The following is a 23,617-nucleotide window of genomic DNA, read 5'->3' on the forward strand; positions in this document are numbered from 1 at the left end:
ACTTTCGCTAGCATAGTGCGACATAGAGGCATCTTTTGATGTATTCTTCAGCATATTCCAGCCAGTAAGAGGCCCCATGCCCCCCCTCGCGCCCCAAAGCAAAGCCATGCCCGCTGAAGATCAGACGACGCTTGTCCGGCAGGTGGTCAGCCAAATGCGCGAAATGCTGATTTCGGGCGAGATGACGGCAGGCGAAAAGCTGTCAGAACATAAAATCGCCGCGCATTTTGGCATCTCGCGCAACACCTTGCGCGAGGCATTTCGCGAACTGACGGCCGAGAATCTGCTGGATTACCAACCCCATCGCGGGGTTTTTGTCGCCGCGCCCGATGCGGGCGACATTATCGACATCTATCGCGCGCGCCATATCATCCAAGGTGGCGCCGTGCGCGCCGCGAACCCCGGCCACCCCGCGCTGCTGCGCATGGCCCAGATTGTGGACGAGGCCAAGCGCGCCCAACACAACGAGGATTGGCGCGCGGTCGGCACAGCCAATATCGCATTTCACCGCGCCATGGTCGACCTCAGCGATAGCGCGCGCCTGACGGCCAATTTCGAAAACCTGCTGGCCGAACTCCGTCTGGCCTTCGGGCAAATGCACGACGACGCGTTCCTGCATGGGCCATTCGTGCCGATGAACGCCGAGCTGCTGCACCTGCTGCAAGACGACAAGCTTGCCGCCGCAGCCGCATATCTTGAGACCTACCTGATCCGATCCGAGCGCAGCCTGCTGGCCGCTTTAACGCGCGGACACAGCAAGGATTGACCAGCGCGCTCGCGCCGCACGCGGGCGGCATATTGCCGGAACAGAGGGGGTGGGTGGCGGAGACGAAGGGATTCGAACCCTCGAGACCCTTTAGGGGCCTGCACCCTTAGCAGGGGTGTGCCTTCGACCACTCGGCCACGTCTCCGCCTGCGGGTCTATCAGCCAAATGCTGGGACGCACAAGGGCCATTTCGCGCGCAAACGCTTGATGAGCGTAGCGTAAAGCAGCATTCCCTCAGCAGAAACGGCGCCCGCCCGCAGGTGCGGTGCGTGCGGCGCGGTCGGAATAGGCGGGCAGCGTCACCACAAGGCGCAGGCCCGCAGGCACCGCATCCTCGAGCAGCAGGCTGCCGCCATGGCGCGCGATGATACGGTTCGCAAGGTAAAGGCCAAGCCCCACCCCTTCGGACTTGTCATCCGTGCGCGCGATCTGGCCGCGTTGAAAGGGTTGCAACAGGCGGGCGCGATCTTCGGGCAGGATACCGGGGCCGTCATCCTCGACCACAACGACATGTTCGCTGCTGCCCGGTGTCAGGGTAAAGCGCGTATTACGCGCATATTTACGGCTGTTCTCGACCATATTCGACAAGGCGCGCTCGAGGAGTGCGGCGCTGCCGTTGATCAGCGCAGGACGCTGCGGGGCGTTATCATCGACGATCAGGTCGTAATCCTGCGCAACCTGCAGCATCAGCACGCGCAGATCGACCTGTTCATCAAGGGTGATGGTCTCAGCCTCGGTGAAATGGGCCGCGCCATCGGCGACACGGGTAATGCGTTCGATATCGCGTTCGGCGGCGGCGCGGATCTCGGGGTCGAGCTTGCGGATGCGCAGCGTCAGGCGCGCCAAAGGCGTGCGGATATCATGCGAGAGCGCCGCGATCATATCGCTGCGACTGCGGTCGGCCTGCGAGATATTCTGCTGCATCTCGTTAAAGGCATAGACCAAGAACCGCAGATCCGGCGGGCGCGGCAATGGCAGCGTGCGCGGCTTCAGATCGCGACCAAAGGCATCGACGGCGGCGGTCAGACGGCGCAGGGGCTTCGTCTCGCGCCAGACGATCAACATCGTCAGCACCGCAACGCCCGTCAACAGCAGCGCCGCAAACATGCCCAGCGGCAGGCCCACAAATGACAACCCCGGCGAAGGACGGCGCAGCACATGCAACCATGTGCCGTCATGCAGCTGCACCGACACCCTTACACGCTGGGGCACGACGGAAAAGCGCAGCTCGACCGGCAAAAAGCTTTTGCGCACATCCGCGACCGATACTTCCAGCGGATGGCTGCCCAGCACCACGGAATATTCCGCAAGCCAGGCGCTGTAACCCTCGAGCATGGTGGTCGCTTCGTGGCTTTGCGGGTCAAGGCCGTTCTCGATCGGCAGCGGGGTCAGCCAGGCCTGCGTGTGTTCGGTGGCGACCGCGCGCAGCAGCAGCATTCGATCCTCGGGATCGGCCGTATCCATCAGGGCGACAAGCGCCTCGAGCTGGTCGGGAAAAGGCAGGACGCGGCGACCACTGGCGGTGGTATCGCGATCCGACAAATACAGCGACACGCTGACAACCTGCGCCAGCAACATGCATAGCGCGATGAACAGCATCAGCCGCGGCCCTAGGCCAAGACGTTTCATACGCGGCTCCGCCGGACGGCACAGCTGAGGACATAGCCGCCGCCGCGCACCGTTTTGATAATGCTGGCACCGTCATCCCCCAGCTTGCGCCGCAGTTTGGACACTTGCACGTCGATGGCGCGGTCGAACGGGCCGCTCATGCGGCCACGGGTGGTGTCCAGCAGATGATCGCGGCTGAGCACACGGCCCGGCGCGATGACGAACTGCACCAGCAATTCGAACTCGCCCGAGGAAAGCCCGGCCTCTTGCGCCGTATCGCGATCTGTCAGGGACCGCGCGGCAAAATCCAGCCGCCAATTCAGGAATTCAGCAATTTCGCGGCCCGTCGCCTCGTCCGTCAGCACGCCGCGCCGCAGCAGCGCACGCACACGGGCCACCAATTCGCGCGGGTTAAAGGGTTTGGGCAGATAGTCATCCGCCCCCAATTCCAGCCCGACGATGCGGTCGATATCGCTGCCACGCGCCGTCAGCATCATAATGCGATAGGGCGCATTCGGCGCAAGACGGCGGCAGATTGACAGACCATCTTCGCCCGGCAGCATCACATCCAGCAGCAGCACATCAGGATGTTCATGCAACAGATAGGCATCCAGCATATGACCATCGGCAAAGGCGCTGACCAGAAAACCCTCTTCTTCCAAAAGGGCGGCGGTCAGGCCACGCAGATCGACATCATCTTCCACAAGCGCGACGCGGCGCGGCGTATCATAGCTGGGTTTTTGCATGGCAATCCTCATACGCGTTTAGGCCTGCCTCAGAAAGACGCCGCGTCAGCAGGTTACAAAATATTACACGAATTTGCAGGCCGCTCATGCGGCAATTACGTGGCGCGCGCATAGATTGGGATAGATTCACTCATAGGTTACAGATGCGCCGCATATCCCCGCCAATCCTGATGACACTTTTGCTGCTGGGGGCCGCGTTACCCGCCAGCGCCTCGATGGGGCGCCTCGATCCGCGCCCCGCGCCGGCCGCCGCCCCGCCCAGCCTGTGTATTTTCACACCGGGCAATGCGCCCCTGCCCTGCATTGCGCAGCCGCAGCAGGGTGCCCGCTAGGGCGTAAACCTCAGCGTGCTCTCGCAGCCCTCGACCCCTGCGGCGGGCGGATTGCAAAACGCGCCGTGGAGAAAGAGGACGACGGATGCGCCCTCTAGCCGTGCCTCTTGCGCGACGCCGGACCATGCGCGGTGCAGACCATTGGGCGTCGACAGCCAGATCGTCACCGGACAGCCCGCGCTGCCACAAAAGTATGACCATGCGCCCGCGCAGCCAAATTCCATGACGTTTTGCAGATAATCCGGCTGGCCGTCACCGTTCAGATCGGTCGAGGTGATATAATTGGCGCTATAACCCGGCTCGCCGCCCACATCGCGGCATTCGGCCATCAGCGCATCAGTGGCGGCCGTGATCTCGGGCGGCAGATCTTGCGCGGCCAGCGCACTGGCAGCTAGAAAGAGGGCCATCGTAAGGGTTAGAAATTTCACGCAAAAGTCTCGGTTCTGAGCGCCGCAAACCGCTGGCGCGCGGTGGTTTTCAGCGCGGCGATCTGCGCGCGCCCGGCGCGGTCCATCCGCCATGTCAGGATAGGCAACAGCACCGGCAGCACAATGGCCAACGTCCCCAGCACCGGCAGGATCGCCAGAATTAGCCCAAAGGCCAGCACGCCGATAAAAAAGGCAACGACCAGCCCCTTCCACATCGGTTCGGTCAGGCGGAACAATCGCACAAGGTTCGCATCCAGCCAGACCTCTTGCCCCGAGGTGCGGTCATAGATCGCGACCAGCGTGGCATCGGGCTTGCCTTTAGGCGTCAGCCACAGCGAATGCAGGATATCGCCCTCCTCGGCGATCAGGCCGGTGTTCCAGATATGCAGCGGATAGGGGGTGCCATCGGCCAGATCCAATTGGATCGTCTCTTGCACATTGGTGGTGACCACCTGCCCCGCGACATTCCCTGGCGCGGGCACGGATGTTGTCCTTGTCGTTGTTGCGGCGCGGCGCACGCGGCCGACGATGTCGCTTAGTTCATAAACACGCCGTCCCAGTGCTAATTCCATCTTACACCCGTGGTAAAATGCCAAACTCTGCCGCTAAAAGTTTCTGCATAGTTGCGTAGCTGTCAACACAAAGATGAGCGCCAAGGCTTTAGTTTGCAGGTGATCCGCGCTAAATATGACCCAAACAGCCGCGCGAGATCCTATGACCATTACCCACCAAGACGAGTTAGAGGCCCTGCAAGAGATTGGCCGCATCTGCGCCAATACGATGCAGGCCATGGCCAAAGCGATCGAGCCCGGCATCACCACCGCCGAGCTGGACGCGATCGGCCGCGCCTATATGGAACGTGAGGGGGCAATGTCTGCGCCGCAATCGACCTATGATTTCCCCGGCACGACCTGCATTTCGGTGAATGAGGAGATCGCGCATGGCATTCCCGGCACCCGCGCCATTCGCACCGGCGATCTGGTGAATATTGACGTCTCCGCCTCGAAGAACGGCTATTTCGCCGATACGGGTGCCACTTTTCGGTCGGGGGTCGTGCATCCGCGCCTAGACCGGCTGTGCCGCGATGGCAAACGCGCGACGCAGATCGGCATGGCGCAGGTCGCCAGCGACCGCCCGCTGGCCGGCATCGGCAAGGCCATTGGCCGTTTTGCGAACGAACGCGGCTATACGCTGATCCAGAATCTGGCCAGCCACGGCATCGGGCATAGCCTGCACGAAGAGCCAAAGGAAATCGCCACCTGGCCCACGCGCGGCGAAAAGCGGCGGATCAACAAGGGCCTTGTCCTGACGGTCGAGCCGTTTCTGTCCACCGGCGGGCTATGGGCCGAGGGCGGTGAGGATGACTGGACGCTCTATGCCTCGCCCAGCGCGCCCTGTGTGCAGTATGAACATACCGTTGTGGCCACTGATACCGGCCCGCTCATCGTCACCCTGCCGGGCTAGTCACCGGCCAGCGGGTTCGGGGCGCGTCCAGATCCATAGCGCGATCGCGCCCATGATAACGCCCACGACCAGCGCCAGAACCAGCCCCGGTCGGGCGGCGATCCAGAACACGACATAGCCAAATGTGATCCCGCCCGCCGCCATATATTTGGCACGGCGGGGGATCGCGCCTTCGGCCCGCCACGCGCGCAGGCTGGGGCCGAAACGGGGATGATCAAGCAGCCAAGCCTCGAGCCGGGGCGAGGATTTGCCAAAGCACCATGCGGCGAGGATCAGGAAAATCGTCGTGGGCATCAGCGGCAGGAACGCCCCGATAAAGCCCAGCGCAACCATCAGACAGCCCAGCGCAAAAAAGCCCGCACGACCAAGGCTGTGGCGTTTGCCGCCGTTTCCGTCCGTCATATGTCCGATCCTTTTGCGCGGGTATTCGCGGGCATAGCACCCGCGCAGTGGCGGATGAAGGGCTATTCCCCCTGCCGCGCCGCATAATCGGCGCGCGACTGCGTGATCTGCGCGCGGTTTTCCTCGGCCCAGATCCAGACGGCGCAGAACGCTTTGCTAAGGCCAAGGCCCAGATCCGTTAGCTGGTAAACCACCTTTGGCGGCACCACCGGATAGACGGTGCGGGTGACAAGACCGTCGCGTTCCATGGCACGCAGGGATTGTGTCAGCATCTTCTGGCTGATGCCGGTGCAGGCGCGCGACAGCTCGCCAAAGCGGCATGCGCCGCGCTCGGTCAGGGTCTCGATCAGCAGCATCGTCCATTTATCGGCAACGCGGCCGATAATCTCGACTACCAGCTGCTCAAGCTCGGGATCGGGTTGCGGCAGATCGTTCAATTCTGCCCGCAGGGCGTCAGCGCGCATGGTCTTACTCTCTTTTTGGTAAGTATAGATATTTTGGGTGCCTACTTTCATAATGATAGCAGAGCGCGCATCTGTCTGCCATCACCAAGGAGAGGCGACATGAGCTTTACCAATCGCACCATTTTGATCACCGGCGGCAATTCCGGCATCGGCCAGGCGCTGGCTGTGGCGCTGGCCGCCCGCGGCAACCGCATCATCATCACCGGCCGCAATGCGGGCAGCCTGAAAGCGACGCTGGCCGCTAATCCCGGCATGGCGGGCTATGCGCTGGATGTGACGGACCCCGCCGCGCTGACCGCCTTTGCGGCGATTGTCACCACGGACCATCCCGCGCTGGATACCGTGATCCTGAACGCCGGCATTATGGAGGCCGAGGATTACACCGCCGATCCCATCAGTCTGGATGTGGCCGCGCGCACCATCGCCACCAATCTGACCGCACCGATCACACTGGCGGCGCTGCTGTTGCCGCATCTGATCGGACAGCCACAGGCCGCCGTGGTGACGGTCAGTTCCGGCCTTGCCTTTGTGCCGCGCGCAAGCCACGCGGTTTATTCAGCAAGCAAGGCCGCGATCCATTCGTGGACGCAATCGCTGCGCCACCAGTTGCGCGCCACTTCGGTCGCCGTGCACGAGATCGCCCCGCCCCTTGTCGCCACCGATCTGACCCCCGGCCAATCCCAGAACCCCGCCGCACTACCGCTCGCGGATTTTACCGCCGAGGTGGTGCAGATCATGTCCGAGGACGTCGTGCCGGGAGAGATCATGGTCCAGCGCGTCGGCTTTCAACGCCGCGCCGAGGCCGAGGGCCGCTATGACGCGACTTTCGCGGCCATCAACGCGCATTAGGCCGCTTACTGCACCGTATGGGCGGTAAGCGTATAGCCGAAGGGGTCCTGAAAGGCAAAATAACGTCCAAAAGGGCCGTCCTTTGGCGCAAAGGCGATCGTGACGCCTTGTGCGATCAGATGCTGATGCAGCGCATCGGCATCGTCGCAGCCAAACCATAGCGCGATCCCATGTCCCAATGCCTTCGACGGATCGAACCCCTCGACCGGCAGGCGCACGGCAAAGGGAACAGGCGCGGTTTGGAACACGACCGCGCCGGGCGGGGCAAACGGCGCGGCGGTCAGGCCGACAACCTCGGTGTAAAACGCGCGGGCAGCGTCCAGATCCGCGACTTGGATGCCGATGAAATCCGGGCCAATCAGATGGGGCATTTGGGTTGTCCTTTTGCGGGGCTAAGGCTATTGTCAGTGAGCTGATATAATATAAGCAAGCTGATATGAAAAGCCCCGATGACGACACATTCCTGCCCCATGACACCGTCGGCTATGCGCTGAAACGCGCGCAGCAGGCGATGCGCCTGCATATGGATCGGCAGTTGCGCGACATCGGCCTGAGCGCGCCGCAGTATTCCGTGATGGCAAGCCTCGAGGCCGAGCCGGGCGCCTCGAATGCGCGACTGGCGCGGCGCACCTTTGTCACCCCGCAAACGATGCAGGCCATGCTGGTCAAGCTAGAGCAGGCCGGGCTGATCACCCGCACCCCGGACGCTGATCACGGTCGCATCCAGCGCACCGAGCTGACAGATACAGGCCGCGCAGCGTTGACAAAGGCACATCTGGCCGTGCGCCAATCCGAACAACTTGCCCGCGATGCCGCAACGCCTGAGACAATTGCAATCCTGACGCGCATTGCAAAGGCGCTGGGCTAAACGGTCGCTTTCAACTGCCGCTCGATCTCGATCAGGCGCTGCTTGCGCCATAGCCCGCCACCATAGCCGGTCAGCGACCCATCTGCGCCAATCACGCGGTGACAGGGAATCATCAGGGCGATTTGGTTGGCGCCATTGGCGCGGGCAACGGCCCGCATCGCGGTCGGGCGGCCGATACGGCGGGCAATATCGGAATAGCTGCGCGTCTCGCCCGCTGGAATCTCGCGCAATGCATCCCAAACGGATTGCGTAAAGGGGCTGCCCGCAGCGGCCAGCGGCGTCTCGAAACGATCGGTCCGCGCGGCGAAATAATCGTCCAACTCGCGCGCAGCCTGTTCAGACGGGGGCATGGCGCCAATCCCTATCCCCTCTTTCGTGGCGGCCTGAAGGCGCGCAAGTTCCGCGGGCAATGCCTTGCGATCCACGAATTCCAGCAGATGCAGATGACTTTGACTGGCGACGGCGATCATGTCGCCGAGGGGCGTCGGGATCCATGTCGCGCGCATCAGCCGATCGGGGCGCAACGCCGCCGGCGCAACACCCAGCAGCCGCGCAAAGGCGGCGCGAAAGGCGCTGGCGGATTCGAAACTCGCATCCACCTGTGCGCTGATCACCTTGCCGCCCTCGGCCAGCGTGGTGAATCCCTCGCGCAGGCGGCGCTGCCGCGCCATTTCAAGAAAGGTCATACCGAACTGCCGCCGAAAGCTGCGCCGCACGGTCGAGGGGTCATAGCCCATTTTCGCGATATGACCCTCAGACCATCGAAAATCGGGCTGCGCTTCTAGCGCGTCCAGCAGCGCAGCGATGCTCGGGTCCGCCAAAGCCGCCGCATGCAGCGGATGGCAACGCTTGCAGGGGCGATAGCCCGCCGCAATACATTCGCCGATCGTGGCGTAAAAGGTGCAGTGATCCGGCTTTGGTTTGCGCGCAGGGCAGGTCAGACGGCAGAAAATCCCGGTTGAGGACACCCCAACATAGGCCTGCCCGTCGAAACGGTCATCGCGCGCCAACAGCGCATCATAAAGGGTTTGGAAATCTGGAAGATCGAACAACATGACAGATGTATAGCGCAAGCCCACACGCCGTGCCCCCGATTTTCGGGCGTCTATTTTTATAAACACAGACGCTTATACACACCCGTGCATCGCCACAGATCATACGATGACACAAAGCTTTTGCGTCAGGCGATCATATCATGTTCTGGGGAGCTAAAAGCTCTAAATGGCGGACTGGGGAGGATTCGAACCCCCGACCCCTTGATTCGTAGTCAAGTACTCTATCCAACTGAGCTACCAGTCCGCTTTAGAGTGAGGCCCTTCTAGCCATGGGCGCCGAGGGCCGCAAGGGGAAAAATCAGGCCTCTTCCTGTTCCGTGACGGCAGGCACGGGAATATCTTCGGTGCGGTGTTTGGGCAAAGCGATGCGGAAGGTTGTGCCCGCATCCGATGTCTCTAGCAGCTCTAGCCGTCCGCCATGGCCGCGAATGAGCTCGGCCGAGATCGTCAGGCCAAGGCCCGCCCCACCCTTGCTGACACCACCTTGAAAGGCTTGGAACAGGTGCTGGCGCGCCTTTGCGGGCAGGCCGGGGCCGGTATCGCGCACGGTGATCCACCAGCAGTCAGCATCCTCTTGGGCCGATATCCCGATTTCGCCGGGCTTTTCACTGGTGACGATCGCCTGACGCGCATTGCGCACCAGATTCGAGATCACGCGGTACAACTGTTCAGAATCAGCCAGCAGCACCATGTCGCCTGGCACATCCTCGGCAAAAGAGATGTCATGCTCGCCCGCGGCAAGACGCTCGGCGTCGATCACCTCGGCGACAGCCACGGCAAGGGCGAATCGCGACAGGCGGGGTGGCGGCTCTTCGGCGCGACCAAAGGCCAGCGTCGTCTCGCACAGGTTCACCGCGCGGGTGATCGAGCCGACCAGCTTTGGCGCAAGGCGCTGGACGGCGGGGTCCTTGGAGGTTTCCAGCCGGTCGGTGAACAATTGCGCCGAGGTCAGGATATTGCGCAGATCGTGGCTGATCTTTGCCACGGCAGATCCAAGCTGCGCCAACCGGTCCTTTTGACGCAGCAGGCTGGTCAGTTGCGTCTGCACATCGCGCAACGCCTCTTCGGCCTCGCGCAGCTCGGTCACGCCTTGGCCGGGGATGATGATGCGGCGGGCATCCTCGGGGTCGCTGGCATAATCGCGCATATTGCCGACGAGTTGCTGGATAGGCTGCAACAGCAGCCCGCGCACTGCGACCAACAGCAGCATAGCGGTGACCGCAGATAGCGCGGCCGATATCACCAGCAATTGCAGCCCGTAATCCACCATCGCCGCCCGCAGAGGGCCCGATTCCATCGTAATCTCGATCATCTGGCCGGCATCGCGCACCGGATAGCCGATCACACGGATAATGCTGTTTTGATTATTGAACAGGCTGACCAGTGCATCGCGCACCAGTTCGGGCTGCGAGGCGGTGCGCAGATCATAGGTCGCGTTCACCGGCCCAGGCACGGGCGAGGACAGCACCAGTTGCCGCACGTCATTCCTGCGCAGCACGACGTTGAACACTTCGGCATTTTCCAAAAGTTCGGTCTGCACTTTGTCGGGGACATCGACATCCGCCAGCAGCGCAAGCGAGGCGATCTGCGCGCGTTCCAGCCGCAGCATCAGGTAATCCACGCGAAAACCGGTCAGGGCCGGCACAAGAATCATCACCTCGGCCAGCAGCACCAGAACTGTCGTCAGTATCAGAAAGCGGCCCGAGAGTGACTTGAGCATCATTTCCCCTTGGCAGCGCCAGTCTTGCCAGCGCTGTTATACAGCCTCATCACGCCCAATCCCAGACCGCCCACCCGTTTTTCCTGCAACTACAGGCCTATTCACACCTTTCTCAAATAGGTATGAACGCGAAAACGCCAACCCCCCGGCTGTAATGGCGCAGAAAATGACCCATTCACGTTGACAGGGCGGCAAGGCCCCCTTAAAGGACGGCACCTGAACGAATTTGGCTTTGCGATTCCTGTGGTATGCGCATCGCCCCCTGACGGAGACGCGCGATGAAACGCACATTCCAACCTTCGAACCGCGTCCGTAAGGCGCGTCACGGCTTCCGCGCTCGCATGGCGACCAAAGCTGGCCGTAAAATCCTGAACGCACGCCGCGCACGCGGTCGCAAGGTTCTGTCGGCTTAATCCGACATAGGATCTGGCTATGACACCGCCGGTGCCCCTGTTGGACGGCCAGACGGCCTCCGTCAGGGGGCCGGCGGTTTTGTCATTTGAAGCGCCGCGCAAGCGGCCGCGCCTGCCACCGCGTCCAAAAGTACAGAAATCCGGGCTGGCGATTATCACCCAGCGCCGGGATTTTCTGCTGGCCGCCCGCGCCTTTCGCCAAGGCACCACCGGTTTCCACCTGCAGGCGCGCAAGCGTGAGGCGGGCGAGGATATCGCCGGGATTCGCGTGGGCTTTACCTGTTCCAAAAAGGTCGGCAATGCCGTCGCGCGCGGCCATGCCAAACGCCGCCTGCGCGAGGTTGCTCGCGCCGTGCTGCCTGTGGCGGGCCTAGAGGGCTGGGATTATGTGCTGGTCGGGCGCAATGGCACCACTGCCAGTGCTGATTTCGAACAGATGAAGGTGGATCTGGCCCGCGCCGTTGCGCGCCTGCACGATCTGTCTGCCCGCGGGGTGATCCCGTCATGACCCCGCTGGCGCGCCTGTTCGCCCTGCCGGTCAAAGCCTATCGTCTGGTATTGTCGCCGTGGATCGGCCAATATTGCCGCTATCACCCGACCTGTTCGACCTATGCCCTTGAGGCGCTGGAAAAGCATGGCGGATTGAAAGGCGGCTGGCTGACCCTGCGCCGCCTGGCCCGTTGCCATCCCTGGGGTGGGTCGGGCATCGACAACGTGCCAGAACCCAAAGCAAAACCTAAAGCCAAGCCAAACCACCATAGCTGCAAGGGCGACCATCATGTTTGATGATGACGATATCGCGGACGATATCCACCCGCTGTTCTACGGCGCCCCCAAATCCACCGAATTCAAAAAGCTGCGCAAGCGCATCGTGCAAAATGTGCGCGAGGCGATTGACCAATACGGCATGATTGTGCCCGGTCAGCGCTGGCTGGTCTGCCTGTCGGGCGGCAAGGACAGCTATACCCTGCTGGCGGTGCTGAACGAGTTGAAGTGGCGCGGCCTGCTGCCTGTTGATCTGCTGGCCTGCAACCTTGATCAAGGGCAGCCGAATTTCCCCGCGACCGTGCTGCCTGAATTCCTGACCAAGATGGGCGTGCCCCATCGCATCGAATATCAGGACACCTATTCCATCGTCGTCGACAAGATCCCGCAGGGCCGCACCATGTGCGCGCTGTGCTCGCGCCTGCGCCGCGGCAACCTCTATCGCATCGCGCGCGAGGAAGGCTGTAGCGCCGTCGTTCTGGGCCACCACCGCGACGATATCCTCGAGACGTTCTTTATGAACCTGTTCCACGGCGGACGGCTGGCGACGATGCCACCAAAGCTGCTGAACGAGGACGGCGATCTGTTCGTTTTCCGCCCCCTCGCTCATGTGGCCGAGGCCGATTGCGAGAAATTCGCGAGCGCCATGCACTATCCGATCATCCCTTGCGATCTGTGCGGCTCGCAAGAGGGGCTGCAGCGCCAACAGGTGAAAGAACTGCTGGACGGATGGGAGCGCAATAGCCCCGGCCGCCGTCAGGTGATGTTCCGCGCGCTGATGAATGCGCGCCCCTCGCATCTGCTGGACCCCAAGCTGTTCGACTTTATCGGGCTGCAAGCTGGCCCACGAATCGATGCAAATGACCGTGATGTGCCTAAACTAAGCTGAAGAACCGGCCCATCGGCCCAGCGCTGCCCCGAAAGCGCTTGACCTTTGGCCCCTCGGACTGTTGAACCGCGCTGACCCTTTCGCGCGACACGAAAAGCAAGCAAGCCATATGGAAAACCAGAACAAGAACCTCATTCTCGCCACGGTGCTGAGCCTGGTCGTCATCGTCGTGTGGTTTTTTCTGTTCCCACCAGAAGCCACGAACCCAACGCTGACGGATGAACAGACCACCTCGGTTGCGACGGACGGCACTTTGCCCGTCGGTGGCGCGGGATCGACGGCAGGCTCGCTTGAGGCGATCACCGACGCAGACGCCAGCCCCGCAACGGCGGCGCGCGTCGGCATTGAAACGCCGCGTCTGTCGGGCTCGATCTCGCTTTTGGGCGGTCGCATCGACGATCTGTTCCTCAGCGATTACCAAGAGACCATCGACGAGGATTCGGCCACCGTGCGCCTTCTGCGCCCCGTAGGTGAACGCGGCGCCTATTACGCCTCGTTCGGTTGGGCCGCAGCGCAGGGCATCGCGCCCGAGGCCGTCCCCGGCCCCGACACGTTGTGGTCGCTGGAAAGCGCGAATGACACGCTGACCCCCGAAACGCCCGTGACGCTGGTCTGGGATAACGGCGCGGGTCAGGTGTTCCGCACGACCTTTGCCATCGACGCCGATTACATGTTCACCGTCGACCAATCGGTGCAGAACATGGGCGACGCCGCGGTCGAGATGCGCCCCTACGGCCTTGTCCGCCGCCACGGCATGCCCGAGGGCCTGCGCGAGTTCTTTATCCTGAACGAGGGTATCGTCCGTATGGCCGATGGCCGTCTGGAAGAGATGAAGTATTCCAAGATGTCGGACATGAACGACGCGGAACTGGGTGTTCCCGCCGAAGTGGCCGAGGCGCAGGAATCGGGTTGGATCGGCTTTACCGACCACTATTGGATGACGACGCTGATCCCCGAACAGGGCCAGCCCTTCCGTTCGGTGCAAAAATACCTGCCCAGCCGCGATATCTTCCAGGTCGAGGCTGTCATGCCCCGCCAGGACGTCGCCGCCGGTGCCGAGGTCACCATTTCGACCCGTCTGTTTGCGGGCGCGAAAGAATGGGCGACCATCCGCGAATACCAAAACGAAGATGGTGTGCCGCGCTTTATCGATTCGATCGACTGGGGTTGGTTCTACTTCCTGACCAAGCCGATCTTCTCGGTGCTGCACTGGCTGAACCAGCATATCGGCAATATGGGCTGGTCGATCATTGCCCTGACGCTGATCCTGAAAGCCATCGTGCTGCCGCTGGCCTATAAATCCTATGTCTCGATGGCGCGCATGAAAGAACTGCAGCCCGAGCTGGAAAAGCTGCAAGCCCGCCATAAGGACGACCGTCAGGCCCTGCAAACCGGCATGATGGAGCTGTATAAGAAGAACAAGGTGAACCCCGCCTCGGGCTGTCTGCCGATGATCGTGCAGATTCCGATCTTCTTCTCGCTGTATAAAGTGATCTTTGTCACGATCGAGCTGCGTCACGCGCCGTGGATCGGCTGGCTACAGGATCTGTCGGCGCCTGATCCGACCTCTATCCTGAACCTGTTTGGCCTGCTGCCCTGGGGCACGCCCGAGATCGACAGCTTCTTCTTTATCTTCTCGCTGGGCGTTCTGCCGATCTTCCTTGGCCTATCGATGTGGTTGCAGCAAAAGCTGAACCCGTTGCCGCCAGATCCGACCCAACGCATGATCTTTGCGTGGATGCCGTGGGTGTTCATGTTCATGCTGGGCAGTTTCTCGTCGGGCCTGGTGCTGTACTGGATCGCCAACAACGTGATCACCTTTGTGCAGCAATATTCGATCATGACCTATCACGGGCACCGCCCGGATCTGTTCGGCAATATTCTTGGCGGCTTTAAGCGTAAGCCAAAAGAGCCCGCGAAAGATAAAGAGACCAAGGACAAGACATGAGTGATGAGATGAAGGTGGTTAGCCTTTGGCGCCACCCGATCAAAGCGCATGGACGCGAAGAGGTGACCCTCGCCCGGCTGACCGCCGGCGAGGGTTTCCCCTTTGATCGGATCTGGGCCGTGGCCCATGATCTGTCGAAATACGACGCCGCAAACCCCGCCTGGGTGCCCTGCATCAACTTCCAACGCGCGGCGCGCACGCCCGCGCTGATGGCGATGACAGCGCAGCTGAACGAGGCGACGGGTGAGATTGCTCTGCAGCACCCCCAGATCGGCGCCTATGGGTTGAACCCGCATGATAGCGCCTCGGTGCAGGGCTTTATCGACTGGCTGCGGCCCATCAGCCCGCCCGAGCGGTTCCGCCCCGTTGGCCTTGCACAGGCGGGCCGTGCGATGACCGATACAAGCGATGTGACAATCTCGCTGAACTTCACCGCCTCGCTTGCGGATCTGTCGCAGCAGATGGGCGTGGACCTGTCGCGTGACCGCTGGCGCGCGAATATATGGGTCGAGGGCCTTGCCCCTTGGGCCGAGTTCGATCTGGTGGGAAAAACCCTGCGCATTGGCGAGGCCGAGCTCAAGGTGACCGAACCGATCGGTCGCTGCACCGCCACCAGCGCGAATACTGAAACCGGCCTGATCGACGCCGATACGCTGGGCGGTTTGCGCCAGCGCGTTGGCGCGCAAGATTTTGGCATTTTCGCCCATGTCACACGCGATGGCGTCGTGACCCCGGGCGACCGCATTGAGGTGCTGTAATGGAAATGACGTTCACCGAGGCGCCGACGCCTGACACGTTCACCGCCGAAGCCGGCCGCCTGCTGTTCGCGGGCCCCGTCGATTTCGTCAAAGGCGTCGTGGCCATGTCCGGCCTGCCCCCCGCCGACCGGGTCGAGATCTGCTTTGCGGGCCGCTCGAACGTGGGGAAATCCTCGCTGATCAATGCGCTGACGGGTCGTAAATCGCTGGCGCGCGCCTCGAACACGCCCGGCCGCACGCAAGAGCTGAACTTTTTTGCCTTGGGCGAAGACCGCTATATGGTCGACTTGCCCGGCTATGGCTATGCCAATGCGCCGCTTGCCGTGGTCGAAAAGTGGCAAAAGCTGCTGAAGTCCTATCTGTCGGGTCGCCAGACCCTGCGCCGCGCCTTTGTGCTGATCGATTCGCGCCACGGGGTGAAATCGGTCGATGACGAGATCATGAACCTGTTAGACAAGTCCGCCGTCACCTTCCAGGTGGTGATGACCAAGGCGGATAAAGTCTCGAAAGCCGAGCTTGCGGCGAATTTCGAACAGGTGAAAGGCGCGCTGAAAAAGCACCCCGCCGCCTATCCCGAGGTCGTGCTGACCTCGTCCGAAAAGGGCGACGGGATCGAGACGTTGCGCGCGATTATCGCCGGCCTAATCTAGCCGAGGCCGCCAAACGCGCTTGGCAGGGGCTTCGGTTGGCCTTAAGACCCCCTCGAAACCCTTTGCCCTTGGGGCCGCCATGAGATTGCAAAAGATGAACCGCGACTGGATATCGACGGCCAAAACGCTGGCCGAAGCTTTGCCCTATTTGCAGCGCTATGCGGGCGCGACTGTTGTCGTGAAATTCGGCGGCAATGCCATGGGCGATGACGCGGCGATGGCCGAATTCGCGCGCGATATCGTTCTGATGCGTCAGGTTGGCGTCAATCCCGTGGTCGTCCACGGCGGCGGCCCGATGATCAACGAGATGCTGGAAAAGCTGGGCATCAAATCGGAATTCATCCGCGGCAAGCGCGTGACCGACAAGGCCACCGTCGAAGTGGTCGAAATGGTGCTGTCGGGCGTCGTCAACAAGCGCATCGTGCAGGCGATCAACGACCAGGGCGGCCGCGCCGTCGGCATTTCGGGTAAGGATGACGACCTGATGGTCTGCGTCGCCGACAACCCCGAGCTGGGCTTTGTCGGCAAACCGGTCGAGATGAACGTGCAGGTGCTGCGCGATCTGTTCACCGCCGGCATTATCCCCGTCGTCGCCCCCGTCGCAACCGGCATGGCCGATAACGAGACGTTCAACGTCAACGGCGACACTGCTGCGGGTGCCATCGCGGGCGCGCTGAAAGCCGACCGCCTGCTGTTGCTGACCGATGTCGCGGGAATCAAGAATAAAGAGGGTCAGGTGATGACCCAGCTTGATCCCGAGCAGATCCTAGAGCTTATTGCAGATGGCACGATTTCGGGCGGGATGATCCCAAAGACCGAAACCGTTCTGGACGCGATCGAGGCTGGCGTGCGCGCCGTGGTGATCCTTGACGGTCGCCTGCCCAATGCAACGCTGCTAGAGCTGTTCACCGAACATGGTGCGGGATCGATCATTCGCAATCCGAACCCGCCGCCGCGTCGCACCAGTCGCCGTTAAAGCCAGGCGGGCGCTAAATCAGCGCCTCAGCCGCAGCGGCACGGATCTGGCGGGTCAGCCCCGCCAGGCCATCCATCGCAAGGCGGCTGACCTGCCAGTACAGCGGCACGTCCAGCGGCGTCTGCGGCACCAATTCGACCAGACGCCCGCTGGCCAGATCGTCGGCGATCAATACTTCGGGGTTCATGCCCCAACCAATCCCCAGGCGCGCCGCATCGACAAAGCCCTGCACGGCGGGCAACCAATGCGTCGGCAATTGGGGCGCGGCATCAAAAACCTGCTTGGCCCATTGCTGTTGCAACATATCCTTGCGGTTAAAGCGCAGCGCGGGCGCGCGCATCAGCGCCTCAGGCGTGATCCCATCCGCAAAATAGCGCGCGACATAGGCAGGGCTTGCCGTCGCGCGATAGCGCATTTTCCCTAAAAACTGGATATGACAGCCCTGCACCGCGCGCGCATCCGCGGTCACGGCAGCGCTGACCTGTCCGCGTCGCAGCCAGTCGCTGGTATGATCCTGATCATCCAGCGCGATGTCCAGCAGCGTGTTGTTCTGCTGCCCAAACGCCGCCATCGCCTGCAAAAACCAGGCCCCCAGACTATCGGCGTTTACCGCAATATGCACAGAGACCGGCAGGCTTGTGCCATCGGCCAAGGCAGGCAGATGCTGCATCAATTCCGCCTCGAGCATGCCCAGCTTTTCCATATGGCGGCACAGCCAATCCCCCTGCGCGGTGGCAAGGCAGGGCGTGCCGCGCTGGATCAGAACGGTGCCCAAACGCTCCTCAAGATGCCGCACGCGCTGCGAGATGGCCGAGGGTGTCACGCCAAGGCGATGGGCCGCCCCCTCAAAGCTGCCAGTCTGCACGATTAGCGCGACGGCACGGGCGGCGGCATAATCCAGCATGATTAGAATTCCTAAATTCGCATCAGTTTCTTTAATTTGATTAAACTGATGCCGGCACCTAAGGCAAGGGCATGGAACTCTCTGTCTTTCTCACCGGCCTTGCGATGGGCCTTAGCCTGATCGTCGCCATTGGCGCGCAAAACGCGTTCGTCCTGCGGCAAGGGCTGCGGGGCGAACATATCCTTGTCATCTGTCTGATCTGTATCGCGTCAGATATCGCGTTGATTACGCTGGGGGTTGGTGGCTTTGGCAGCCTGATTCAAACCCTGCCATGGCTGGAAATGCTGCTGCGTTATGGCGGCGCGGCGTTTCTGATCATCTATGGCGCGCGCAGCCTGTATTCCGCGCTATTTGGCAGCGGCGGGCTAGAGCCGGATAAATCCCGCCCTGCCCTGACATTGCCCGCGGCGGTGATGACCTGTCTCGCGCTGACATGGCTGAACCCGCATACGTATTTGGATACGGTGGTTTTTCTGGGCGCAGTCTCGACCCGCTTTCCCGATGACCTTTTGGCCTTTGGCACCGGGGCGGCAACCGCATCGCTGCTGTTCTTTTTCGCCCTTGGCTATGGCGCGCGCTATCTGCGGCCCATTTTTGCCGATGCGCGGGCCTGGCGGGTGCTGGAGGCGGCGATTGCCCTGATCATGTGGACAATCGCCTTCCAGTTGGTCAGTGGTTCAGGATCTGGCTGAGGAACAGCTTCGTCCGCTCGGACTGCGGGTTGTTGAAGAATTCCTTGGGCTCGTTCTGCTCGACGATCTGGCCTTGGTCCATAAAGATCACGCGATCCGCCACGGCCTGTGCAAAGCCCATTTCATGGGTCACACACAGCATGGTCATCCCCTCGTCCGCAAGCTCGATCATCGTGTCCAGCACCTCTTTGATCATCTCGGGGTCGAGGGCCGAGGTCGGCTCGTCGAACAGCATGATGCGCGGCTTCATACACAGGCTGCGGGCGATGGCGACGCGCTGCTGTTGGCCGCCCGACAACTGGCCGGGGTATTTCAGCGCCTGATCGGGGATGCGCACCTTGGTCAGGTAGTGCATCGCCAGCTCTTCGGCCTCTTTCTTTGGCATCTTGCGCACCCAGATCGGCGCAAGGGTGCAGTTCTCGAGGATCGTCAGATGCGGGAAAAGATTAAAGTGCTGGAACACCATCCCAACCTCGGACCGGACGCGGTCGATGTTCTTCAGATCAGAGGTAAGTTCGGTGCCGTCGACGACGATCTGACCGGATTGGTGCTCTTCCAGCCGGTTGATACAGCGGATCAGCGATGATTTGCCCGACCCCGACGGGCCGCAGATCACGATCCGCTCGCCCGCATAGACGGTCAGGTTGATGTCCCGCAGGACGTGGAAGGCGCCGTACCATTTGTTCATGCCGTTGATTTGGACGGCAACGTCATTTTGGGCGGCGGTTTGTGCGGTCATGGACATATGTGCCCCCTATCGGTGTTCGCGCCGCAGGCGCTTTTCCAGGTAGATCGAGTATCGCGACATCGAGAAGCAGACGACAAAGAACATCAGCCCGACGAACAAGAACAGCTCCCAATAGATGCCGTTCCACGCGGTATTCGCACGGATCGAGTTCAGCAGGTTCACCGGGTCCATCATGCCGATGAACACCACCAGCGTCGTATCTTTGAACAGACCAATAAAGGTGTTCACGATACCGGGGATCGATATTTTCAACGCTTGTGGCAGGATGATCAGCCGCATCGCGCGCCAGTAATCCAGCCCCAGCGCATCAGCCGCCTCGTATTGGCCCTTGGGGATCGCGGCAAGACCGCCGCGCACCACTTCGGCAATATAGGCGGCCGAGAACAGCGTCACCATGATGATCACCCGCAGCATCAGGTCGAAATTCGACCCCGGCGGCAGGAAATAATTCAGCAGCAGCGAGGCGGTGAACAGCCAGACGATCAGCGGCACGCCGCGGATGATCTCGATAAACGCCACAGACAGCTTGTTGATGATGAACATGTTCGACTTGCGACCCAGCGCCAGCAAGATGCCCAGCGGCAGCGACAGGACGATGCCCGAGATGCCAATGATGAACGACAGGGTAAAGCCACCGATATCACGCGACGCAACCCCCGGCAGGCCCACCCCCGGCAATGCGATCTCGCCAATGCGGGTCAGCGCGCCAACGATAGGAAAGGCAAAGCCCAGCGGATTGCCCGAGATACCGAGCCGATTTGCAATCATTGCAAAGGGGTTCAGAAAGAACAGCAGCCCGACGACGACCGCCGCAACAATGCCAAGAATCGCGCCATAGCGGGGCGTGACATAGGCGGCACAGCCGATGGTCACAGCGATAGCGATAATCACCGAGACCGGGCCCCAAATCGTGCCGCCCCAGATCAGGGTGAACATGATGAATGGGGTCAGCAGCGAGAACCACAGCATTTTGCGCGGCAGCGACTGAAACAGGATCGGCGCGATGGCGATCAGGAACAGCACAAAGGCCAGCACAATGCGCCAATATCCGTCGCGCGGATAGAAGCCGAACAGCAATTGCGGCCAACGTTCGGTAATCACCGCGAAACAGGCGACATTCGCGCCCGATCCATAGATTTCATCGCGGATCAGCCGGCATTCCGCCAGCGAGCTGGCGTTCCAGATGCCTCCCAGCATCCAGGGCGCCACATGCGAGACGACCCAATAGACAGCATAGACCGACGCAATCGTCAGGATGATGTTCAGCCAGCTGGAAAACAGATTGGCGCGCACCCAACTCCATGCACCGCTTTCATTCCCCGGCGGGGCTTCGGGCGGCAGCATCGTCTCGCGCACATAGGCGATTTTGGAATCGGCCATCTTAGCGCTCCTTCAATTTGACGCGGGCGTTGAACCAGTTGCCGACGCCTGCAATCATCAGGCTAAGGACAAGATAGAACATCCCCATCAGCAACATGCCTTCCAGCTCGCGCCCGGTTTGGTTGATGGTGATGCCGCCCAAAGTGGCGCGCACATCCATGTAACCCACAGCAATCGCCAGCGAGGAGTTCTTGGTCAGGTTCAGATATTGAGAGATCATCGGCGGCACGATCACACGCATCGCCTGCGGCAAGATCACCATAGTCATCGAACGGCCTGCCGGCATACCCAGCGCGGCGGCGGCCTCGGACTGGCCCTTGGGCACAGCCATGATGCCGCTGCGGACGATCTCGGCGATAAAGGCGCCGGTGTAGAGCGACAGCGCCAGCCATAGCGCCACCAGCGAGGCGCGCACGTTAAAGCCGCCGGTAAAGTTGAACCCGCCCAGTGCCGGAATATCCAGCGCGATCGAGGGGTTAAACGCAGGTGCGCCAAAGGGCGTGGTCAGCGCGGCCCAGATGATCGGCGCGATATACAGCGCCCATAGCAGCGCCACGATTCCCGCCAAAGCCGCAGCGGTCGAGGCGGCCGTTTGCGAGGGCACATATTTCAGTGCCGGGCGCAAAGCGCGGCGGGTATAGATGAAGACCGCGACCACAATGGCCAACTGCAGCAGGAACAGCAGCGTGAAAACAATGCCGCCTTGCAGCAGATAGACGAGGCCGGTGATCCCAAGCACGATGCCCGCCGCCAGCCAGCGCGACATCGGCGGCGTGCCGGTCGCGATCTGACGCTTGCGCGAGGCGCTCCATTGTTGCCAGGCGACGCCAAGACCGACGATGAATGCGGCCAGCACCAGCCACGCGCCGGGCGTGAAAACGGGGCCAGGAATATAGATGCCGCGGTTCGTGATCGCGATCGAATCCCATAGCAGCATCGATGCATCGCCACTGCCAAAGGCACGCGGGGCTGGCGTCGATTCGGAGACCATCGCATAGATCAGCAAGATCCACAGCAGCAGCGGCACGTTGCGAAAACCCTCGATATAGACGGCCATCAGACGCGCCACGATCCAGTTTTTCGACAGGCGCAGCACACCTGCCATAACGCCGATCACCGTCGCCAGCACACAGCCCATCGCCGCCACCAGCAGCGTGTTCAGGATGCCGACGACCGCCGCCCGCCCATGGGTCGATGTGCTGTCATATGAGATCAGGCGCTGGTTGATGTCGTAGTTCGAGCGCTGCCCCAGAAAGCTGAAGCTGAATGTTTTACCAAGCCTTGAAAGATTTTCTATCGTATTCCCCACCAGCCACCAGAATCCCAGCGCGAACAGGATCAGCGCGATGATCTGAATGGTGATGGAGCGATAGCGGGTATCCGAAAGCAACTGTCCGATTTGAAAGGACTCTTTCGGAGGCTGTGTCGAAATCGACATAAAATTCTCCCTGTCGTGCGCGGCTTATACTTGGGGGGATCTACAGTCCCGTCCACGCAGTCACTGGCTGCCATTGCGGCCAGAAATGGAAAAGGCGCGACCCCGTGGGATCGCGCCGATGTCTTTAGCGGAAGGGCATCGCGTATTGCAGACCGCCCTGGGTCCACAGTGCGTTCAGACCGCGATCCAGACCAATCGGCGTATCGGTGCCGAGGTATTTCGCGAAAATCTCGCCGTAGTTACCTTCGGCTGCGATGGCGCGCTTGGCCCATTCAGCGTCCAGACCCAGCTGCTCGCCCAGATTCCCTTCGGTGCCGAGGATACGGTTGATCTCGGGGTTGTCGGTACCGGCCGACAGTTCCTCGATATTGGCCGAGGTGATGCCGTATTCTTCAGCCGCGACCAGCGCGAAGAAGCTCCAGCGGACGATATCGCCCCATTGGTTGTCGCCGTGACGCACGACCGGGCCGAGCGGCTCTTTCGAGATGATCTCGGGCAGGATGATGTGATCGCCGGGCGCCTCGAAAGTGGCGCGGGTGGCGGCCAGTCCGGATGCATCGGTGGTATAGGCGTCGCAGGCGCCAGCCAGATATTGCTGTTGGCCTTCGGCGTTGGTTTCAATCGGAACCGGCTCATAGCTGATGCCATTGGCGCGGAAGAAGTCGGCCAGGTTCAGCTCGGTCGTGGTGCCGGTCTGGATGCAGACGGTCGCGCCGTCCAGCTCGTGCGCCGAGGTGACGCCCAGCGAAGTCGGAACGATAAAGCCTTGGCCGTCGTAATAGTTCACGCCGACGAAATCAAAAGCCAGCTCGACGTCACGCTGGAAGGTCCAGGTGGTGACGCGCGACAGCATGTCGATCTCGCCCGATGCCAGCGCGGTAAAGCGGGTGGCACCGGTGGTCGGCACAAAGTTCACTTTGGTGGGGTCGCCCAGAACGGCTGCCGCAACAGCGCGGCAAACAGCAACGTCAAAACCTTCCCAAACGCCGTCTGCATTGGGCGCTGCAAAGCCCGCAAGACCGGTGTTGGTGCCGCAGTTCAGCACGTCGCGCGCCTTAACGTCGTCGAGCGTGGCCGCTTGCGCAAGGCCAGTGCCCATTGCCAATGCACCCATCGCACAGAAAACTAGCGATTTCTTCATTCTTCTTCTCTCCCTGATCCGCTGGCCCGATTTTGGCCAGTCGTTACGCCCACCGCGTCATGCGGCAGACGGTGGCGAAGCCACCGCAGGGTCCCAAGTCGGGGTAACCCCACGGCTTGCCAGTCAGCTTGGCCGCAAAGCCATTTGACCGTCAAGCATTAGAAGACAGGAGTTCAGGAAATGGATCAGGTGTTTTTTGACCGATATGTCGAA

The 23,617-nt window shown here is 61.5% G+C and carries 28 protein-coding genes and 2 tRNA genes; 14 read left to right on the plus strand and 16 right to left on the minus strand.

The genetic code is table 11. The annotated features are described in order from the left end of the window. Positions 1–76 precede the first annotated feature (76 nt). On the plus strand, positions 77–766 hold the full coding sequence (locus tag KVU_RS10765) for a GntR family transcriptional regulator (RefSeq protein ID WP_014537996.1): 690 nt from the start codon (positions 77–79) through the stop codon (positions 764–766). A gap of 54 nt (positions 767–820) precedes the next feature. Here KVU_RS10765 and KVU_RS10770 read toward each other — a convergent pair. The 3 genes from KVU_RS10770 to KVU_RS10780 all read right to left on the minus strand — a co-directional run bounded on the left by KVU_RS10770 (position 821) and on the right by KVU_RS10780 (position 3,120). Beyond that, a tRNA-Ser gene (locus tag KVU_RS10770) sits at positions 821–911 on the minus strand. 89 nt (positions 912–1,000) lie between these two features. After that, a complete protein-coding gene (locus tag KVU_RS10775) occupies positions 1,001–2,395 on the minus strand; it encodes a sensor histidine kinase (RefSeq protein WP_162491180.1) in 1,395 nt (464 codons plus the stop codon). Then, positions 2,392–3,120: a response regulator gene (locus KVU_RS10780; RefSeq protein WP_013385263.1), complete on the minus strand. Its 729-nt coding sequence runs from the start codon at positions 3,118–3,120 to the stop codon at positions 2,392–2,394. Before KVU_RS10780 ends, KVU_RS10775 begins: the two co-directional genes overlap by 4 nt. 143 nt (positions 3,121–3,263) lie before the next feature. On the opposite strand from KVU_RS10780, the gene KVU_RS10785 reads away from it, so the two are divergent. Further along, entirely contained in the window at positions 3,264–3,452 is a 189-nt protein-coding gene (locus tag KVU_RS10785) for a hypothetical protein (RefSeq protein WP_013385264.1), read from the plus strand. Here the strand turns inward: KVU_RS10785 and KVU_RS10790 are convergent. Next, on the minus strand, positions 3,449–3,880 hold the full coding sequence (locus KVU_RS10790; RefSeq protein WP_236953104.1) for a hypothetical protein: 432 nt from the start codon (positions 3,878–3,880) through the stop codon (positions 3,449–3,451). The two genes, KVU_RS10785 and KVU_RS10790, sit on opposite strands and share 4 nt — an antisense overlap. Next, positions 3,877–4,452: a hypothetical protein gene (locus KVU_RS10795; protein ID WP_236953105.1), complete on the minus strand. Its 576-nt coding sequence runs from the start codon at positions 4,450–4,452 to the stop codon at positions 3,877–3,879. The genes KVU_RS10790 and KVU_RS10795 overlap by 4 nt, the downstream gene beginning before the upstream one ends. A gap of 142 nt (positions 4,453–4,594) precedes the next feature. Here KVU_RS10795 and map point away from each other — a divergent pair, with 142 nt between their 5' ends. After that, positions 4,595–5,344, plus strand: coding sequence for a type I methionyl aminopeptidase (map, locus tag KVU_RS10800; RefSeq protein WP_014537999.1), 750 nt, complete (start codon positions 4,595–4,597; stop codon positions 5,342–5,344). On the opposite strand, the gene KVU_RS10805 is transcribed toward map, so the two are convergent. Together KVU_RS10805 and KVU_RS10810 are read right to left on the minus strand one after the other, a co-directional pair. Then, positions 5,345–5,746, minus strand: a complete 402-nt coding sequence (locus tag KVU_RS10805) for a YbaN family protein (protein ID WP_013385268.1) — start codon at positions 5,744–5,746, stop codon at positions 5,345–5,347. It lies immediately after the preceding gene. A gap of 62 nt (positions 5,747–5,808) precedes the next feature. Next, positions 5,809–6,210 (minus strand): winged helix-turn-helix transcriptional regulator, encoded by a 402-nt coding sequence (locus KVU_RS10810; RefSeq protein WP_013385269.1) that lies wholly within the window; start codon positions 6,208–6,210, stop codon positions 5,809–5,811. A 99-nt stretch (positions 6,211–6,309) separates the two neighbouring features. On the opposite strand from KVU_RS10810, the gene KVU_RS10815 reads away from it, so the two are divergent. Then, entirely contained in the window at positions 6,310–7,059 is a 750-nt protein-coding gene (locus tag KVU_RS10815; RefSeq protein ID WP_014538000.1) for an SDR family oxidoreductase, read from the plus strand. Between the two features lie 5 nt (positions 7,060–7,064). Here KVU_RS10815 and KVU_RS10820 read toward each other — a convergent pair whose 3' ends face one another. Further along, positions 7,065–7,430: a VOC family protein gene (locus KVU_RS10820; RefSeq protein ID WP_013385272.1), complete on the minus strand. Its 366-nt coding sequence runs from the start codon at positions 7,428–7,430 to the stop codon at positions 7,065–7,067. 65 nt (positions 7,431–7,495) lie between these two features. Here KVU_RS10820 and KVU_RS10825 point away from each other — a divergent pair, with 65 nt between their 5' ends. Further along, positions 7,496–7,927 (plus strand): MarR family winged helix-turn-helix transcriptional regulator, encoded by a 432-nt coding sequence (locus tag KVU_RS10825; protein ID WP_013385273.1) that lies wholly within the window; start codon positions 7,496–7,498, stop codon positions 7,925–7,927. On the opposite strand, the gene KVU_RS10830 is transcribed toward KVU_RS10825, so the two are convergent. The 3 genes from KVU_RS10830 to KVU_RS10840 all read right to left on the minus strand — a co-directional run bounded on the left by KVU_RS10830 (position 7,924) and on the right by KVU_RS10840 (position 10,702). Then, positions 7,924–8,982: a bifunctional transcriptional activator/DNA repair enzyme AdaA gene (locus tag KVU_RS10830; protein ID WP_044008215.1), complete on the minus strand. Its 1,059-nt coding sequence runs from the start codon at positions 8,980–8,982 to the stop codon at positions 7,924–7,926. The two genes, KVU_RS10825 and KVU_RS10830, sit on opposite strands and share 4 nt — an antisense overlap. Before the next feature lie 167 nt (positions 8,983–9,149). Next, positions 9,150–9,226: transfer RNA gene (locus tag KVU_RS10835), tRNA-Arg, on the minus strand. 54 nt (positions 9,227–9,280) lie between these two features. Then, positions 9,281–10,702, minus strand: coding sequence for a sensor histidine kinase (locus KVU_RS10840; RefSeq protein WP_013385275.1), 1,422 nt, complete (start codon positions 10,700–10,702; stop codon positions 9,281–9,283). Positions 10,703–10,980: 278 nt separating this feature from the next. Between KVU_RS10840 and rpmH the strand changes: the two genes are divergently transcribed. The 8 genes from rpmH (at position 10,981) to argB (ending at position 17,101) form a co-directional block, all read left to right on the plus strand. Continuing rightward, positions 10,981–11,115 (plus strand): 50S ribosomal protein L34, encoded by a 135-nt coding sequence (gene rpmH, locus KVU_RS10845; protein WP_013385276.1) that lies wholly within the window; start codon positions 10,981–10,983, stop codon positions 11,113–11,115. Positions 11,116–11,134: 19 nt separating this feature from the next. Continuing rightward, positions 11,135–11,623, plus strand: a complete 489-nt coding sequence (gene rnpA, locus KVU_RS10850; RefSeq protein ID WP_014538003.1) for a ribonuclease P protein component — start codon at positions 11,135–11,137, stop codon at positions 11,621–11,623. Then, a complete protein-coding gene (gene yidD / locus KVU_RS10855; RefSeq protein WP_013385278.1) occupies positions 11,620–11,901 on the plus strand; it encodes a membrane protein insertion efficiency factor YidD in 282 nt (93 codons plus the stop codon). The genes rnpA and yidD overlap by 4 nt, the downstream gene beginning before the upstream one ends. Further along, positions 11,894–12,769 (plus strand): tRNA 2-thiocytidine(32) synthetase TtcA, encoded by an 876-nt coding sequence (ttcA, locus tag KVU_RS10860; protein WP_013385279.1) that lies wholly within the window; start codon positions 11,894–11,896, stop codon positions 12,767–12,769. Before yidD ends, ttcA begins: the two co-directional genes overlap by 8 nt. A 109-nt stretch (positions 12,770–12,878) precedes the next feature. After that, positions 12,879–14,717 carry a membrane protein insertase YidC gene (yidC, locus tag KVU_RS10865; protein WP_013385281.1) on the plus strand — a complete coding sequence of 613 codons (1,839 nt, stop codon included), beginning with the start codon at positions 12,879–12,881 and terminating at the stop codon, positions 14,715–14,717. Further along, positions 14,714–15,475: an MOSC domain-containing protein gene (locus KVU_RS10870; RefSeq protein WP_013385282.1), complete on the plus strand. Its 762-nt coding sequence runs from the start codon at positions 14,714–14,716 to the stop codon at positions 15,473–15,475. Before yidC ends, KVU_RS10870 begins: the two co-directional genes overlap by 4 nt. Then, complete coding sequence (gene yihA / locus KVU_RS10875) at positions 15,475–16,125, plus strand: ribosome biogenesis GTP-binding protein YihA/YsxC (RefSeq protein ID WP_013385283.1); 651 nt, start codon at positions 15,475–15,477, stop codon at positions 16,123–16,125. The genes KVU_RS10870 and yihA overlap by 1 nt, the downstream gene beginning before the upstream one ends. 94 nt (positions 16,126–16,219) lie before the next feature. Beyond that, positions 16,220–17,101, plus strand: a complete 882-nt coding sequence (argB, locus tag KVU_RS10880; RefSeq protein WP_060486286.1) for an acetylglutamate kinase — start codon at positions 16,220–16,222, stop codon at positions 17,099–17,101. A gap of 13 nt (positions 17,102–17,114) precedes the next feature. Here argB and KVU_RS10885 read toward each other — a convergent pair whose 3' ends face one another. Next, positions 17,115–18,005 (minus strand): LysR family transcriptional regulator ArgP, encoded by an 891-nt coding sequence (locus tag KVU_RS10885; RefSeq protein WP_013385284.1) that lies wholly within the window; start codon positions 18,003–18,005, stop codon positions 17,115–17,117. 71 nt (positions 18,006–18,076) lie between these two features. Here KVU_RS10885 and KVU_RS10890 point away from each other — a divergent pair, with 71 nt between their 5' ends. After that, positions 18,077–18,697, plus strand: a complete 621-nt coding sequence (locus KVU_RS10890) for a LysE/ArgO family amino acid transporter (RefSeq protein ID WP_013385285.1) — start codon at positions 18,077–18,079, stop codon at positions 18,695–18,697. Here the strand turns inward: KVU_RS10890 and KVU_RS10895 are convergent. From KVU_RS10895 to KVU_RS10910, 4 genes are all read right to left on the minus strand, one after another. Continuing rightward, entirely contained in the window at positions 18,675–19,442 is a 768-nt protein-coding gene (locus KVU_RS10895; protein WP_013385286.1) for an amino acid ABC transporter ATP-binding protein, read from the minus strand. The two genes, KVU_RS10890 and KVU_RS10895, sit on opposite strands and share 23 nt — an antisense overlap. Before the next feature lie 9 nt (positions 19,443–19,451). Continuing rightward, a complete protein-coding gene (locus KVU_RS10900; protein ID WP_013385287.1) occupies positions 19,452–20,825 on the minus strand; it encodes an amino acid ABC transporter permease in 1,374 nt (457 codons plus the stop codon). A gap of 1 nt (position 20,826) precedes the next feature. Continuing rightward, a complete protein-coding gene (locus KVU_RS10905) occupies positions 20,827–22,263 on the minus strand; it encodes an amino acid ABC transporter permease (protein WP_013385288.1) in 1,437 nt (478 codons plus the stop codon). A 124-nt stretch (positions 22,264–22,387) separates the two neighbouring features. Then, complete coding sequence (locus KVU_RS10910) at positions 22,388–23,404, minus strand: amino acid ABC transporter substrate-binding protein (RefSeq protein WP_013385289.1); 1,017 nt, start codon at positions 23,402–23,404, stop codon at positions 22,388–22,390. Positions 23,405–23,617: the final 213 nt, after the last annotated feature.

Source organism: Ketogulonicigenium vulgare WSH-001 (assembly GCF_000223375.1).
GTDB classification, from domain to species: domain Bacteria; phylum Pseudomonadota; class Alphaproteobacteria; order Rhodobacterales; family Rhodobacteraceae; genus Ketogulonicigenium; species Ketogulonicigenium vulgare.